This window comes from Rhodococcus sp. 008, assembly GCF_001682295.1.
GTDB classification, from domain to species: domain Bacteria; phylum Actinomycetota; class Actinomycetes; order Mycobacteriales; family Mycobacteriaceae; genus Rhodococcus_F; species Rhodococcus_F qingshengii.
Window position 1 is genome coordinate 996,167 of record NZ_CP012749.1, and the last position, 16,213, is coordinate 1,012,379.

Sequence of the window (16,213 nt, forward strand, 5' to 3'; positions counted from 1 at the left end):
ACATGACTGCCACGACAGAGGAGCGCGTCTCCGCGCCTGAGATGGAACCGGACGCCCCCGATCTGGGTGCGGCCGAGAACGCCGCCACGCGCCGTGCGGAACGGATGCGACTGTATGTCCAGCCGGTCATCGTCCTGATCCTGGTTGCGGGCGTGTTGATCTGGGCATTCAGCCGAGATCTCAACGCGACGCAGAAGGCGAGCATCAATCTCGACAACATCGTCACACTGACCTGGCAGCACGTACTGATCACGGCCGCCGTGGTCATCATCGTCGTCGCCATCGCAGTTCCACTCGGAACCCTGCTGACCAGGCCGAAATTCACCCGGCTGGCACCGTTCTTCGTGGGGATAGCCAACATCGGAGCCGCAGCGCCTGCCATCGGCCTGCTCGTGCTGTTCTATCTCGCGACAAGAACGACCGGCTTCTGGATCGGCGTGTTTCCCATCGCGTTCTATTCGTTGCTTCCGGTGCTGCGCAACACCATCCTCGGCTACCAGCAAGTGGACAAGACCTTGATCGATGCCGGGCGCGGGCAGGGAATGTCTTCGCTCACGGTCCTGCGTCAACTCGAATTCCCGATGGCCGTCCCGTACATCCTTGCAGGACTGCGTACTTCGCTCGTTCTGGCCGTCGGTACCGCGACGCTGTGCTTCCTGGTCAGTGCCGGCGGACTCGGCATTCTGATCGACACCGGATACAAGCTCCGCGACAACGTCACCCTCGTTGTCGGTGCCGTACTGGCGGTGTCGCTGGCCTTGCTGATCGACTGGCTCGGCGCGCTCGCCGAAACTTATCTCGGGCCCAAGGGATTGCGATGACCAAGACTTCGATCACCAGAACGTGGGGCTGGAAACTCGCGGTTGCCACGATCGGCCTCACACTTGTCGCTTCGTGTGGTCTCGAGTCCGGTGGCGCACTGCCCCTGGCCGTCGGCCCCGGCAGCATCGAGCCGGTTCCGGAGCTCGAGGGTGTGAAGATGACCGTCGGCTCCAAGGACTTCACCGAGCAGATCGTGCTCGGGTACGTCATCGAATTCGCGATGGCCGCTGCGGGCGCGGATGTTCGAGATCTCACGAACATCCAGGGCTCGAACAGCACCCGTGACGCACAGTTGAACGGCCAGATCGATCTTGCGTACGAATACACCGGAACCGGCTGGATCAACTACCTCGGCAACGAGACACCGCTTCCCGATTCGCAGGCGCAGTTCGAGGCCGTCCGCGATGCGGACCTTGCTGCGAACGACATGGTGTGGACCGATCCGGCGCCGATGAACAATACGTATGCATTGGCGATGAGCAAGGAGACCGCTGAGAAGACCGGTGTCAAGACCGTTTCCGACTACGCGAAGTTGGTCGAATCCGATCCCGGAGCTGCGGTGACGTGCGTCGAGACCGAGTTCAACGTCCGCCAGGACGGATATCCCGGCCTGGCAGCGAAATACGGTTTCGACGCCTCTCGTGCCCAACGCCAGATCCTGCAGACCGGCATCATCTACCAGGCGACAGCCGATGGCGATCAGTGCAAGTTCGGCGAGGTGTTCACCACCGACGGTCGCATCATCGCACTTGATCTCGTTCTGCTCGACGACGATCTCCAGTTCTTCCCGAAATACAATCCGGCACTGGTGATGAAAAAGGACTTCGCGGAAGCACATCCGCAGGTAGCAGAAGTCATGGCACCGATCTCGGAGCGACTGACCAACGAGGTGATGACCGAGCTCAACCGGCAGGTCGACGTCGACGGCAAGGAGCCGGCGGACGTGGCCCGCGACTGGCTGGTCTCGGAAGGCTTTGTCACGGCGCAGTGATCGGCTGACCGCAACCCAGCCGAGTAGTTACCGTTTGCGTCCGACGCAGAACACCCGCCGGAACGGAAAGAGCGTTCCGGCGGCTGTTGCGGGGTAGGCCTCCCTCAGCAGATCGGAATACTGACGCTCGAACTCCGGAGCGTCAGCTTCGCCGAGAACGTCGAGCACGGGTCGTAACCCCGTCCCCCGTACCCATCCGAGCACCGGGTCGGCACCTGCCAGCACGTGTACGTACGTCGTCTCCCAGGCGTCGACGTCGAATCCGTGTTCTTGGAGACGCTGCGCGTACTGAACTGGACTGTCGACGCCTTCCGGGCCGCGTAGGACGCCACCCAGTCGCTCACTCCATTCCGCTGATTCCGCGAGATCTCGCATGAGCGCATGGGACGGAGCATCGAAGTTACCCGGCACCTGCCACGCCAGCCACGATCCGGATTCCAGGGTGTCCGCCCACTGGTCGATCAGCTCGCGATGGCTCGGAACCCACTGCAATGCAGCGTTACTGACGACCACGTCGTAACCGGTGGCGTCGAAGGACATGATGTCCCCCAACTCGACGGTGACGTTTCCCGGTAGGTCTGTAGGGGCCTGCGCGACCATTTCGGGAGACGAGTCGAATCCGGATACCGAGGCGTCCGGCCATCTTTCCCCGAGCATCGCGGTCAGGGTGCCTGATCCGCAGCCGAGGTCGGCTACCCGCGTCGGGTCTTCGGTGGCCACCCGTGACACCAGGTCCACGAACGGGCGTGACCGCTCACCCGAATAGCGGCCGTAGACTTCGGGATTCCACGTGACAGTGCGCATGAACCCATCCTGCACCCTGTTCCTGAGAATTGCCGCCCGTCAGATCTCGCTCTTCACGATCCGGCCATTCGAAAATCACCGACGCGGCACCACGGTGGACAGTACGTTCGGCAACCTCGACCAGTCCGCGGTGATGTAACTTGCGTGCTGCCCGGCCAACAGGTCGAGACGCTCGCTCGCCTCGGTTTCGGTGGCATGGGTTCCGTCGATCTGCGGAGCGACCTTGTGCGCGTCGGTCATGACGAGCAGGTAGCCGCGATCGTGGTACCAACTCGGATCCACGACTCCGGCGGTGTAGTCGAGAGCGTCACCGTCGAAGATCACGAACCACGGACGGATCCCCGGGTCGGTATAGCGGTCGAGACGTGGGTCTCCCGGTGATGCACGGTGAACAGCGGGAAAGGCGGCGCCGAGTTCGACGAGCCCGGCGGAGGACAGATCTCGCAGGTGCGTCGCATACTGCCGGTCCGTCCACTCCGTATCGAGAGGGTTTCCCTCCTCGATCGTTCCCGGTATCAGCTCGAACAGAAATTTCCCGGTCATTTCGGAATTGCTCGGCCATCCACGCTCGGTGACGGCGGCATCCGGGGTGGAGTAGGACTCCCCCATCAGATCGGCCGGCGTGAAAACCGCGTCTCCGAGAGTCCCGAGAATCAGGGCGTCGAGATCCGCGGGCCCACGTCCGTACCCGGCAGTGAACCCGTCCTTGATTTCCAACTTGATCATCACCGGTGGATGCTCGGGATTGGCCTCGTGCCACGCCCGCATATCTGCCAGGCATCCACGGAATCCCTGATCTCGTAGACCGCTTCGCAACCCGGATGCGTCCTGAGCGCCGACGCAGTTGCTGTCGCTCACCACCGGATTCATGTGCGACACACGCCAGTCCGGACCGCCCCCGTTGGTCCACAGGTCCAGCTCGAGCAACGACGCCCCGGAATCCAAAGCGTCGGCGAAGTACGGAAACGTCGCCTTCTCGTAGGAATTGTGGACCCCGACTGACGTGGTCTCGGAAAACGAGCGCACTTGGTTCGTAGTCGTTTCGGCGCCGGCAGAGGGCGCCGAGACGACCGCCACGAACGCACTCATACCGGCTACCAGGATTGCTCGCATGTTCGACACTCTCGCAGAAATCACCCCACGGCAGGATGGAATCGTCAGAGTTAACTGGACAATCGTCTAGATTGCACCGGAGTGGGGCATGATTTCAGGCGGTGAGTGAGGGCAATTGTCAGGCCAATAGCATCAGTGCCGAACTGATCCGAGTCAGAGCACTCGCCGCACACTCGCAGGAGGAATCGCATGCAGCTGACTCAATTCGTTCACCGATCCCTACGAGCGTCGCCCGAAGCGGTGATGACGATCTCCGATGGCCGAGTGCGCACGTCTCGCGAATCGGTCGACCGGATCAAGAGGCTCGCGGGCGGGCTGCAGACGTTAGGCCTGCGCACCGGTGACAGAGTCGCAATCTTGGCATCGAACTCCGACTACTACCACGAGGCGCTCCTGGCCTGCTGGTGGTTCGGAGCAGTGGCCAGTCCGGTCAATTCTCGCTGGAGCACGGCGGAAATCACATACGCCCTGGAAGATTCAGGGTCGACGGTATTACTCGTGGACGAGAATTTTGCTTCCGTCGGATCTACCCTTCGCGAGGCGTGTCCAGGCCTGACCACTGTCGTCTACTGCGGCAACGACCGAGTTCCGGACGGAATGCTCGACTACGAACAGGTGATCGCGGAGGCGATTCCGGTCGACGATCTGCGCGTCGGCGGCGACACGCTTGCACTACTCCTCTACACCGGCGGGACCACCGGAGTGCCGAAGGGCGTGATGATCAGCCATCAAGCGCTGATGACCTCGGCGCTGGGCACTCTCGCGGCAGGCGGCGTGGCAATCAGCAACGGAACGAACCTCGCGGTGAACCCTCTGTTTCACATTGCCGGGATCGTCGGATGGTTGGCTCAGTCGCTGATGGGTGGAACCCAGGTCTTCGTAGCGAACTTCAGCCCACGGACGTTCCTCGAGGCCGTGGACCGCTATCGCCCGACAACCGTGGGTCTGGTGCCGACAATGCTCCAGATGTTGGTCGCCCACAAAAACGAAACGGGCGAAGACGCAACCACCTACGATCTGTCCAGCGTCAGGATCCTGAGATACGGCGCCTCGCCCATATCTCCGACGCTTCTCGGGCAGGTCATGCAAATGTTCCCCAACAGTTCCTTCGCTCAGGGCTATGGGATGACTGAAACCGCGCACATCAGCATGCTGAGTCCAGCCGATCACCTCGAAGGTGGTGATCTCCTCCGCAGCGCTGGTCGCGCGCTCCCTCATTGCGAGGTGAAAATCGTCGATCCGGCCGGCTCGGAACTCCCACCCGGCAAGGTGGGCGAAATCGTCACGTTCGGCAGCCACGTCATGCTCGGATACTGGAACAAACCGAAGGAGACCGCAGAAGTGCTCCGCGACGGGTGGATGCATACCGGCGACGCCGGATACCTCGACGCCCGCGGTTACCTGTTCATCGTCGATCGCATCAAGGACATGATCGTCACCGGTGGCGAGAACGTCTACTCCACCGAGGTCGAAAATGCTCTGGCACAACACGAATCCGTCGCGGCCTGTTCCGTGATCGGTCTGCCCGATGCCCAGTGGGGCGAGCGTGTCCATGCCGTGGTCGTCCTTCGGCATGGTTTCGACGCCGACGCCGACGAACTGCGCGCTCACGTGAAAACGCTGATAGCCGGATACAAATCTCCGCGCACTTTCCAATTCGTCGATGCATTGCCGCTGTCGGCAGCAGGCAAGGTGCTGAAGCGCGATCTTCGCTGCAACGCAACGTAATCCTTTACGACGGTCAGGATTACAGCTTCAATGTCGGTTCTGGGTCGGTGATCAAGCGGTGCAGTGACGGCGACGCCGCTACGGCCTCTCCTAGTTGCGTCGCACTCGCGATTTCGTCGCCGAACTCCGATCGCCAGGCGTGCAGTCGACGCGTCAGTTGTTGCAATCGGTATTCGCGGGTCATGCCGATTGCACCGTGTGCCTGGTGGGCGGCGCGGACGCTCACGAGCGCATTCTGCGAAACCACCAATTTGGTTGCGCTCACTTCGAAGTCGGCGTCGCCTCTGATGAGTGCATGTGCAGTGCGATCGACGGCCAGCGTGGACATCGAAGCCATCTGAGCAAGCGTCACGATATGCTGCTGGACTGCTTGAAACTGCGCGACGGGCCTACCGAATTGCACCCGGTCGGACACATAGCGCCGGGTCAACGCCGACGCCGACTCCATCGCTCCCGACATCTGCACCGAGCGCAAGAACGCGCCGAGCTTGCTGAGAATCCGGGCATCGACCGGGTTGTCGCCGTCAATGGTCCGCGCTTCGGAGAACGTCAGGCTCTCACGCGGTTGCCCCGCAAGATCCGTCCCGCCACCGATCTCGGCGTCGGAGATGTCAAGGAGTACGACGCGATCACCGAGAACTGCTGCCAGCACTGATGCGGCACTACCCCACGGCACGTCGTGAAAGGTTCCCGACAGGAAACCGTCGTCGGTCCGGCGCACATCGTCGCGCGGCGAACCCGGGGCGACCGTTGCGATTCCGGAGGGCACGGGTAACCCGCCCGCTGTTGCCAGCCTGCCCGCGAGGTACGTCTCGGCGAGCGGCAGCGGCGCAGCGTGCCTCGCCGCCGCGCGCTGGACAGTCACGGCGTCGAGGAGCGAGCCACCGGAACCACCAACCGATTCGGGAAGACCGACCAGAGGTAACCCTAGTTCGACTGCCGCGCTCCATAATCCGGCGGGCAGACCGCCGATCTCCGCCTGCGCTACCACCTCGGTGCCGGACTTCTCGGCGAAAAATTGCTCGACCATCGATTCGAGGTCGGCGTCGAATGTGTACGCGTTGATCTGTGACCCCGAATTCATCGGTCCAACCCTTTCATGATCACGGTGCGGAGAATTTCGTTGGTACCGCCGCGAATCGACCACGACGGCGCCACCAGCACGGCCCGGGCGAGCAGCGACTCGTACGGATCGTCGGATGCAAGGTCCGGAGCCCGGCCGAGGTGCCGCGCGACGGTCGCAACACAGTCCTGTTCGAAGCGTGTTGCCATCTCCTTGATCAGCGCGGCCTCCGTGACCGGCGAGCGACCGGCGTCGACCATCCGTGCGATGGACAGCGACATCCCGCGAAAAGCCCAGCAGCGTGCGGTAATCGAGCCCAGATCGGCGAGGGCAGCTGGACCGCCTTGCGCTGCTTGGTTGGCCGCGAAGTTCTCGAGGACCGGCATCAGCGACATCCAACGGTCGACGCCACCTCGCTCGAGTGCGAGTTCACCGGTGTTTTGTCCCCAGCCCGCTCCGACGTCTCCGAGGCGACGCGAATCCGGCACGAAAACATCCTGGAACGACACCTCGCAGAAGTCCTCACTACCGTCGATGAACGGAATGGGTGAGACGGTCAGGCCCTCGCTGTCGCGATCGACGATCAGCTGAGTGAGTCCGTTGTGCTTGTCTGCCGAGGTTCGAAGCAGGGCGAGTATGTGTGTGGCGTGGAAGGCGCCGGTGGTCCAGATCTTGGTGCCGTTGACTTTCCAGCCACCATCGACACGTTCGGCGCGAGTGCGCACCGATGCCAGGTCCGAACCCGAGTCGGGCTCACTCATCCCGATCGAGAACGAGAACTCACCGCTCGCGATACCGGGAAGGAAGTACCGCTTCTGTTCTTCCGTGCCGTTGGCGGCGATGCTCGGACCCGACTGTCTGTCTCCGATCCAGTGATAGCCGACCGGCGCTCCCCGCGCGAGAAGTTCTTCGACGACGACCAATCGATCCACTGCTGACCGTCCGCCCCCGCCGTATTCCTTCGGCAGCGACATGCCGAGCCACCCACGTCGACCCAGATCTCGCGAGAACACCGGATCCACCGCCCCGGCCATCCCGAGTCCGAGCGAGTAGGTACCGGGGGTGAGTCGCTTGTCGAGGTACTCCCGCACTTCAGCCTGAAGAGCAAGCTCCTCGATCGTCAGTTCTGTTGCGTCGAAACGCATGACGTCTCCGATCAGTTTCGTGAGTCGATCCGCCGCCCGTGGCGCTTACCCGAATTTTTCATGCGCCCAGCAGCAGGGCGCAGCCGATCTCGAAGAGTCTGTCCGACAGGTCGTCGCGACGGCGAAGCCGGCCGATTCGGACGGCGTTCTCCACAACTGTCAAAGTGGCATTGACGGTGATCCTGGCGGTGGCGGACTCGAGGCCCGGACGGACTTCTTCGAGCATCTTGACCCATAGCGCGACGTACTCACGTTGATTCTGTTCACACGTGCGGCGGAACTTGTCCGGTAATTGGTCGAGTTCGCTGATCAACAACCCGATCAAATGACGCTCGTTGATCGCGAAATCGATATGTGCGGCAAGCAATCCGGACAGCGCGTCCTCCGGGCCGGTTGCGGCGCCGAGAGCCTGTGCAACGCCGAGCCGGCGACGCTCGCCGCCCCTCGAGACCGCGGAGATCAGCAGGTCGATCTTGGCATCGAAGTGGTTGTACACATTCGGGCCTGTCGTCCCTGCAGCCTCACCGATGTCCTCGGTATTGACTGCTTGATATCCACGCTCGTCGAACAGCCGAATTGCTTCGGTCAACAAGAGTTCACGTCTGGGTATCACAACGGGCAGGTGACCCGTTGCCGCCACGACTTTCACTTCTGAGCGACCCAGTTCCGCGTATGCAGCGCGGTCTGCCAACTCGACAAGCAGCAGTTCCATCTGACGCCTCGGCAAGGACACTCGATGCGAAGACACACTGTTGAAGACTGCGATGACAGCCCAGGCGAGCAGATAGCTGTCTTCCTCGTCGAGGTCGGGACGCTCAATTCGGATCAGCGCTGCATCGCGCGAAGCTGCACTCTTGAGGGTCGAACGCATTTCCTCACGTTGCTCGTCAGGCAGATAGCGTGCCTCTCGCTGCCACAGGAGCGACAGACCCCGACGTTTGGACACCGATGCCGCAAGTTCGGTGATCAGTGTTTTCAGATCCTCGGCACCTGCGACCCGATCGTAGAGCGATTCGATGCCTGCGTTGACCGCGGCGTAGAGGAGATCCGGCTTGTTCTTGAAGTGCCGATAGAGCGCAGGTGCCGTGATTCCAACTGCAGCAGCCACCTGAGCGACAGACACGTTGTGATAACCGTGCTCACGGAAAAGCTCACCTGCAGCCGCAAGAATCTGCTGCTTACGGTCGCGGGGCCTGCGTACGACCATCGTGACTCTCTCCTTCGCGGCAGCGGACAAGCTCAGAGTACCGAGCCGAGGAATGAAGCAATGAACCGAACCGTCTACAGCAGCGACGATCCGATGCACCGTTCACGAACACGGAATCCCGCTCAGGAGTAGATGAACGACTCGACCATCCGTCGTTCGGCGGCCCTGTCTGCGAGAGGCCATGCCAACAGCATCAACACGATCCGAACCACCCACTGCGACTCTTGACCTTCAGGATCCAATCCTGCAAGTTCCAGTGCAGTACGCGGCAGCAACGGCGAGGACACGAGATACTCGTCGATTCCGTTGGCCCGCGCTGCCGCAAGGCCGTGGCTCATGGCAGCGTCGGATCTGATCGCGTCGACGGCGACGAGGATCGACTCCACGATGCGCTCGTCGCCGTGCAGTGATTCGACGGCAGTCGCGACCTGGCTCGCCACGGATGCCGCGCCTCGTGACAACAACCCCTCGCGGATCGCGGACTTGCCACCTACGTAGCGGTAGAGCGTTGCCCTCGAACAGCCTGCGCGGGCAGCGACGTCGTCGGCGTTGAACCGATCGAATCCCTGTTCTCGAATCAGCTCTGCCGCAGCCGCGAAGATGCGCTCGGTTGCGAGTTCACGGCGGTTACCGCCGGCCAACCAGTCGGCGGCGCGGCGCTCGTTTGCACCGGTCACTCTCCGTCACCTCGTCTCACTCTGAGACAGATTCAATCAGAAATCTCAAGGCTACGGAAGGCCGCGAGCCTCTGACCTGGGAGAAGTACGATGGGGTTGAAGTGCGTGAGATTTTCTCAAAATGCCAGTTCAGAGGCATTTTCCACCTGTTGACTTCTCCTCGACGGCCGTGAAATCTTCCCTTCGTGACACCATCGACGCTCGACATCAACCCTTTCCTGCCGTCGAACATCGACGACCCGTACCCGCTATACGACGTACTCCGGCGCGAGCACCCCGTGTACCGCATTCCTGATACCGACTTCTATCTCGTGTCCACCTGGGAATTGGTCACCGAAGCCGTTTCCCGTACCGACGACTTCTCCAACAACCTCACCGGCGTGCTGGTTCGTACACCGGACGGTTCGGCAATGACCTTCGACATGAACGGCGGCGGCCAAGCTGTTCACGTTCTCGCGACTGCCGACGAGCCCGACCATCAACACCAGCGCAAACTTGTCTTGCCGACACTGGTCGCCAAACGTATACGAGCACTCGAGCCGGTGATGACCGAGTACACGCAGCAGTTGTGGGACAACGGCTTCGACGGTCGACGGATCGAATGGGTCACGTCGGTAGCGGACACGCTGCCGCTGCAGATGGTTGCCACGCTGATCGGCTTGCCGGCACACGATGTCCCCCAATTGCTGGCGTGGTCGTACGACAGCACCGAACTTCTCAGCGGCATCGTGACGTCGGAGCGTTTGACAGGCGTCGTCACCTCGGCGGCCGAACTCACCGGGTACCTCTACAGCAAGTTTCGTGACGCACGGGCTCACCCGGTGGATGATCTACTCGGAGACCTCGTCCGTTGCTGTGACGCAGGCGAACTCAGCGAAGACGTGGCCGTGCTGATGTTGGTGCAACTCGTCGGTGCGGGTGGCGAATCGACCGCCGGACTGATCGCCAACTCTGCACGGTTGCTCGCCGAGCGCCCTGAGATTCAGACGCAGCTGCGCGAGGACCCTCTACTCGTGGGCGCGTTCCTGGAAGAAACGCTCAGACTCGAGTCACCCTTTCGCGGACATCACCGACATGTCAACGCGGACACGACACTCGGTGGCATGACACTGCCCGCCGGCAGTCATCTCATACTGCTGTGGGGTTCGGCGAACCGCGACCCCGAGTCGTTCGTCGAACCACAGGTGATGAACCTCGACAGAGTCAATCCCCGAGCACATTTCGCCTTCGGCAAAGGAGCACATTTCTGTGTCGGGGCCGCGCTGGCTCGTCTGGAAGCAAAGACCGCGATCGCAGTCATTCTCGAAAACAGTTCACACTTCACAATCGATTCCGAATCCCCACCCCGTTGGGTCCCCAGCATGTTCGTGCGCCGCCATCAGAGTTTGTGTCTCGCTGTCACCGGATAGTTTCACTCAGTTGTCGAAATTGTGGGCTATCCAGTCGATCGTCTGCATTCCGAACAGATCAGTTCCCCAACCGTATGGATTCGTGAATGCGCGGTCCATACTGCAGTCGGTGGGCTGGTAGCTCACGTCGGTCCCTCCACTCCTGTACGTGTCCGCCAGTTCTCGCGCATCAGCTGCCGGTACAAGTGACATCGGGGAGTCGTCCTTTGCGCACGACGTTATCAATACCTTCGACGCCGGAGCACCGTGGCCCAGTACGTTGTCGTCGTACGCGCGCTGGAAACTGGGTTCTGTGATCGGATCGATCCCCGGCTCGAAAAGGCTCGCCAGCGGTACGAACGGAAGCGTGAAGTACGCCGGCATCTGGCACTCATCCCGGTACACGTCGGCAATCGCTCGGCCCACGGGATTGAGCTTGTCGTTCAACTTCATCTCGGGGTACCAGGGTTCGAGGCCAAGGAGCGTCGCAAATCCGAAGCCGGCACCGACCGAGGAATCTGTTGTCTCCATGAATGTTCGGGGCTTGATCACCATTCCCTCGAGGACTGTCGAGACGATGTCGAGTTCCGGTGCGTAGGACTGCGCAGATTCGGCGGCGAATGCAGTACCGACTCCACCACCAGCGATTCCGAACAACGCAATCTCCGCCTCAGGATTCAGCCCGGAATCCTGCACCTGAAATGCTGCACGCACAGCATCCAACTGCGCGTGCCCCGCGAACTTGCCCGCGAAGACGCCGTGAGGATCGCGGTCTCCGTTGTTCCCGACGTCGGATATCACTACGGCATAGCCTTTTCCGAACATCAGTGCCAGCGGACCCAACGCCGACCAGGAGGCGCCGTCCAACGGATCGCCGCCCGTCCAGTGCGAACTCGGATGACAGTAGCCGCCGACGCTGTCGTTGGCCTCCTGGTAGCTGATGACTTTCTTCTCCGATGCCGGTGTTCCGTCGATCGGGATCATCATGATCCCGGTGCTCACCACCGGCGTCGAACCGTCGATTCCGGTTGTAACGTACATGATCTTGTAGGCGTCGAGCTGTCCCGGTTTGTATCCGGTGAACAGTACATCCACCTTCTTCGACTTCAGGAGATCACCGGGACGCTCGGCGCCGGTCAACACCGGCTCGTCGTAAAACGGATCATCGGGCGTGAGTGCAGTGAAGATCTCCTCTTCGGATGCGAACTCCCCCGAACTGAGAGCACCGACGGTGAACCCGTTGAATACCTCTCCCAGAGTTGGGGTGTCGGTTCGAAACTCCTCGGATACAGGAGTTTGCACGTCTTTCGGGGCATCACTGTCCGGCACCTCAGCTCCAGCCGTTGCTGGCAGGACCAGCGCAACGGTCAGCGCTACCAGCGGCGCCAACCTTCGGAATGTCGCCGACGACATCACTGAACCGTCACTTTCAAACTGGAGAGGGCCGATTCGAGAGTTTGTGGGAGGGTCACCATCGGGCGGTGACTCTCCAATTGAATTTCGTAGGGAACACTCAATGTGGCTACGAGCCGTGGCCAATCTTCTTCGACCATCGCTCGGTACTTCGGCAAGAGCTGTGAGGTGATGTAGTCCCACCGTTCCTCGTACAGCGACCAGTTCCAATCCGGGAGGGGCAGTGTCACTGTCGCGGTGCGTCCGTCGGCAAGTGTCGTCGTGAACTCGAGGGGCCGGAACGAGCGAGGCGGGACCACGCCGGCGACCGAGGGCGAGCCGGCAACGGTCGATGCGTAGGTGATCGCTTCTCCCACATCACCTTTGTAGGCGCGCACGGTATCCCACTGGTCGCGGATGATCACCCCTTGCTCACGTTGGAGCAGTGCTACGTTCCCACGTGCAATCCGATTCGAATCGCCGGAAGCTACATCACGCCAGGCGTCCATGACATCCTGACCGAACATTCCGGCACTTTGCATTTCTTCCAGCGCGGGAAGTCCTTCATCCACGTATGCCTGATGCATCGGCATCAGATCCGAGAAGATGTTCTTCTGCATCACCAGGATCATCCCCAGCACATAATCCAAGTCGTCCGCCGTGACGTTCCTGCCCACCGCGGCGAGCGCGCGCAGCCCTGCCGGCAATTGGTTCAGCGCTTGCACGCCAACCTGATCCGTGACCTGAGAAACTATCGAATTGGCAACATATTGCAGATTCGGAAACGAGTACATGTCCGCCATCAGTTCGAAGTCGATCAGTCCCCCGCCGAAGTCCGCACCAACCTGTCCACCCATGCCCGCCCACTGCAATTCCGGGTGACCGAGTTGCAGATCCTCGTAGAAGCGGTACGACTTCACCAGGTTCGTGCGATTGGCCGACACTCCGGCGCGCGGATTCCACGATGACAGATCGATTCCGGCGGCTTCCGTGGCAGCGACCAATCGATACTGAAACAGCAAGGCCGCATAGGATTCCGGACTGCGACCACTGGCGCGGGCTTCTTCCACAAGGGCTTGCAAGGTGCCGAGATCAGTCGGCAACGCGGGATGGACACCGCCCGGACCGTGTTCGGCATTCCGATTCACCAAAGGCAAATTCACGTACTCGTCCAGCTCGGACGCCGACGCTGAAATCTGTACCGAGAGCAACGCGGACATCGCCAGCGCACATGCCGTCGCGGCTGCCAATACGTCGCGCGCCCAACGACGTCGCCGAACACCTGCCCCCAGGTTCATCCGCATATCGATCCCTGTACTCAGGTCGGCATAGCCCCGATCGACGCCGACACCAAACACTTACTTTGCAGTAAGATAACTCGAGCCCCGAATAAGTGCCAATCCACTGCGAACGCTTCAGGCATCTCTACACGTCGTTGCCGTCTGCAGTTGGTTTATCCAGTTCACGGGCGGCCGAAACCTCTCCAGCGGGCGACCAGCCGGTTACCTGATTGCCCGACACCGTCGGAACATGCGCAGCTACGACTGTGCCCCCGGGTCCGGAAACTCGGGGGCACAGTCCAGACGTCGAGTGATTGGCCGCTACCCGAAGTCAGGCATGTTCTGCCCGCTGTCCTTGTAGAACTTCCACGTGCCGTCCTGCGGCGACTCCATGATGCGGTAGACCTCGGTTGCACCGACAATCCACAACTGGCCGTCGTACCAGTGCAGAGTGGAACCCGATTCGACACGGCCACTTGCGAGTTCGTTGCCGTCGGCGTCGACCACTGCAACCTTGTTACCACCCGCAGTCCAGCCGCCGGTGAGGCCGCCACTCTCGACTGTGTCCGTCAGAACCGGCTTCGGATCAGCCGAGGGGGTGGTCTCCGGCGACGTGGTTTCCGGGGTGGTCGGTGCCGGAGTTGTCGTGCTCGGTGCCGTCGTGGTCGTGGCCTCGGTGGTGCTGGTCGGCTCGGTAGACGTTGTCGGATTGGCGGTCTCGCTCGTGGACGGAGCTTGGGTGGTGGTCGTCTCCAACGCATCAGGCTCGTTCGGCACCATCGCTTCGGCCTGCATCCTGCTCAGAGGGTTCGCCCCGTTGGGTGCCGGTGTCGCCGGATTCCAGGTGTTGGTATTTTCCCAGGCCTGGTTAGCCAATTGCGGACCACGATTACCCTCGCATTCGGTCCTGTTACTTACGAGGTCCTTATGGGTTATCTCGACAGACGACATGAAACCAGATGAGATTGCCGGCCCGTTCACGGTGTACACCCGCGCCCACATCACATTGCGACTGCCATGGGTAATTCCACTGATGGACGTTTGGCTCGCCGACAGATTATCCGTTCGAACGATGTAGCTCGGATCGGATTTCCTCACGAAAACCACCTTGTACCCCGTGACACCTGGAACCGCGGGCCAGCTCAGGTTTGCTCTACGTCCCAATAGGTCTGCTCCTCCCGACGTCGAGCAGTTCACAGTCGAGGTCAACGGCGTCGGATAGAAGTTGCCCGTCGCCACCTGTGCGCCAGTCGAATTGACCACGTCAGTTGGATTTGCCAACGTCCCAGTGGCCTGAGCCAGACCGAAAGCCATTGCAGCAGCGCCGCCGACAGCGATCAACGACCGCAGCGACTTCATGCGGGTGCTAGCCCGTCGCATTTCAATCATTATGAGCCTCCTGAAGCTCCCCGCAGGTTTCGTCAGCATCGACGCGGGCGTCATTTGTAGTGGCGGCGCGGGCATTCTCCAGACGCCGGTCTTTAGTTCGTCCAAATGCGATGACCAGCACCGCGCCTACCAATCCGCCGCCAAGGAAGGTTGCGAGCGGGCTGGAAAGCCAAGCAACGACATAGCCGAGCCCGCCGACGCTGATGAACACTCGGTCGGCCTCGGTGATGGTGTAGGGCAGTCGATCAGCCACATTGTTGGCATCGCCCTTGAGCGTGGCGAGCACGGTGTCCGCTCCTGCCGATTCGAGTTCGACCACGCGGTGGGTGATGCGCACGCCTTGGTCGTTGTCGACGCTGATCACGTCGCCGACAGCCAATTCAGTTGCAGGCACGGTCTTCGCCAGCGCCAGCGCACCGGTGGAAATTGCAGGTTCCATCGAACCCGAGCGAAACACCAGTGGTTTGATCCCGAATATCAGGGACGCGAGAGTGGCGATTATGCAGATGAGCCCGGCGACCGCAGCCACATTCAAGGCAATTTCCTTGCCACGACTGCGTCCCACGCTCACCTCCTCATCGGTGCTGTCCATCGCGATGATCACTGCCCCGTTGCGGTGAAGTTGAAGCCCAGATCGGCGATCTTGAACTGCTCCGTCTGACCCGCGGTCGAATCGACGGTCACCTTGATGCACACCTGCTCCGAAACACCGGCAGCGAGTGATCGGCCAGAGACGAGTGTCGGGTTCCCGGAGAACGCTTGCTGCGTCCCGATGATCGGTCCTGAACAGGTACTGCCGTCGTTGGCGCCGGTCTGATGTAGGGAAACCTTGAGCTTCCCGATCAGCGCGGACGAACCCGTGGCCGTTGCCGATACCGCCCACTGGAAGTTGGCAGTTCCGGTGTTCTGAACCGTCAATGCCCCAGCCTCACTCTGGCCTGGCAGCATGCTGTTGCGCTTGAGTTCGGTGAATTGGTGTGCGGGCCGCTGGTTGTCGACTTTCAGCTGGACCGACGAAGTGCTGAACATGCCGGTGGTCGCAGTAGCGCTGTCGGACCACGCCGCCATCGTGCCGACCGCTCCGAGGCCCAGGACCATGCCCAGTGAGAGCACGGCCCGGGTCCGTATCCAACCGGTCTCGCCCAGACGGCTTCGCATCCGCGCCCCGAGACGCGCGTCGCCGCCCGATTTCTGTTCTGTAGACATTCTGCTGT

15 protein-coding genes are annotated in these 16,213 nt (G+C 61.4%); 4 read left to right on the plus strand and 11 right to left on the minus strand.

Features of this window, described 5'->3' with window-relative positions:
* The first annotated feature begins 2 nt into the window (after nt 1-2).
* Entirely contained in the window at nt 3-821 is an 819-nt protein-coding gene (locus tag AOT96_RS04675; RefSeq protein ID WP_003939758.1) for an ABC transporter permease, read from the plus strand.
* Nucleotides 818-1,813 (plus strand): glycine betaine ABC transporter substrate-binding protein, encoded by a 996-nt coding sequence (locus AOT96_RS04680; protein WP_003939988.1) that lies wholly within the window; start codon nt 818-820, stop codon nt 1,811-1,813. Before AOT96_RS04675 ends, AOT96_RS04680 begins: the two co-directional genes overlap by 4 nt.
* Before the next feature lie 27 nt (nt 1,814-1,840).
* On the opposite strand, the gene AOT96_RS04685 is transcribed toward AOT96_RS04680, so the two are convergent.
* Entirely contained in the window at nt 1,841-2,617 is a 777-nt protein-coding gene (locus tag AOT96_RS04685) for a trans-aconitate 2-methyltransferase (RefSeq protein WP_030535206.1), read from the minus strand.
* Nucleotides 2,618-2,692: 75 nt separating this feature from the next.
* Nucleotides 2,693-3,730, minus strand: a complete 1,038-nt coding sequence (locus AOT96_RS04690) for a phosphatidylinositol-specific phospholipase C domain-containing protein (protein ID WP_037128603.1) — start codon at nt 3,728-3,730, stop codon at nt 2,693-2,695.
* A 189-nt stretch (nt 3,731-3,919) separates the two neighbouring features.
* On the opposite strand from AOT96_RS04690, the gene AOT96_RS04695 reads away from it, so the two are divergent.
* Nucleotides 3,920-5,458, plus strand: coding sequence for an acyl-CoA synthetase (locus AOT96_RS04695; protein ID WP_065351365.1), 1,539 nt, complete (start codon nt 3,920-3,922; stop codon nt 5,456-5,458).
* A 19-nt stretch (nt 5,459-5,477) separates the two neighbouring features.
* Here the strand turns inward: AOT96_RS04695 and AOT96_RS04700 are convergent, their stop codons facing one another.
* The 4 genes from AOT96_RS04700 to AOT96_RS04715 form a co-directional block, all read right to left on the minus strand.
* On the minus strand, nt 5,478-6,542 hold the full coding sequence (locus AOT96_RS04700) for an acyl-CoA dehydrogenase family protein (protein WP_065351366.1): 1,065 nt from the start codon (nt 6,540-6,542) through the stop codon (nt 5,478-5,480).
* Nucleotides 6,539-7,666, minus strand: a complete 1,128-nt coding sequence (locus AOT96_RS04705) for an acyl-CoA dehydrogenase family protein (protein WP_021332062.1) — start codon at nt 7,664-7,666, stop codon at nt 6,539-6,541. The genes AOT96_RS04700 and AOT96_RS04705 overlap by 4 nt, the downstream gene beginning before the upstream one ends.
* Before the next feature lie 58 nt (nt 7,667-7,724).
* Entirely contained in the window at nt 7,725-8,873 is a 1,149-nt protein-coding gene (locus AOT96_RS04710; RefSeq protein WP_178377370.1) for a TetR/AcrR family transcriptional regulator, read from the minus strand.
* A 122-nt stretch (nt 8,874-8,995) separates the two neighbouring features.
* Nucleotides 8,996-9,550 carry a TetR/AcrR family transcriptional regulator gene (locus AOT96_RS04715; protein WP_054781480.1) on the minus strand — a complete coding sequence of 185 codons (555 nt, stop codon included), beginning with the start codon at nt 9,548-9,550 and terminating at the stop codon, nt 8,996-8,998.
* 185 nt (nt 9,551-9,735) lie between these two features.
* Between AOT96_RS04715 and AOT96_RS04720 the strand changes: the two genes are divergently transcribed.
* A complete protein-coding gene (locus AOT96_RS04720; RefSeq protein WP_065351367.1) occupies nt 9,736-10,959 on the plus strand; it encodes a cytochrome P450 in 1,224 nt (407 codons plus the stop codon).
* Between the two features lie 6 nt (nt 10,960-10,965).
* Here AOT96_RS04720 and AOT96_RS04725 read toward each other — a convergent pair whose 3' ends face one another.
* The 5 genes from AOT96_RS04725 to AOT96_RS04745 form a co-directional block, all read right to left on the minus strand.
* Entirely contained in the window at nt 10,966-12,351 is a 1,386-nt protein-coding gene (locus AOT96_RS04725; RefSeq protein ID WP_442978600.1) for a lipase family protein, read from the minus strand.
* Nucleotides 12,351-13,634 carry a hypothetical protein gene (locus AOT96_RS04730; RefSeq protein WP_083197698.1) on the minus strand — a complete coding sequence of 428 codons (1,284 nt, stop codon included), beginning with the start codon at nt 13,632-13,634 and terminating at the stop codon, nt 12,351-12,353. The genes AOT96_RS04725 and AOT96_RS04730 overlap by 1 nt, the downstream gene beginning before the upstream one ends.
* Before the next feature lie 297 nt (nt 13,635-13,931).
* Entirely contained in the window at nt 13,932-14,990 is a 1,059-nt protein-coding gene (locus AOT96_RS04735; RefSeq protein ID WP_156778928.1) for a hypothetical protein, read from the minus strand.
* Between the two features lies 1 nt (nt 14,991).
* Nucleotides 14,992-15,603, minus strand: a complete 612-nt coding sequence (locus AOT96_RS04740; protein ID WP_080726729.1) for a signal peptidase I — start codon at nt 15,601-15,603, stop codon at nt 14,992-14,994.
* Complete coding sequence (locus AOT96_RS04745) at nt 15,600-16,205, minus strand: SipW-dependent-type signal peptide-containing protein (protein WP_021332053.1); 606 nt, start codon at nt 16,203-16,205, stop codon at nt 15,600-15,602. The genes AOT96_RS04740 and AOT96_RS04745 overlap by 4 nt, the downstream gene beginning before the upstream one ends.
* Nucleotides 16,206-16,213: the final 8 nt, after the last annotated feature.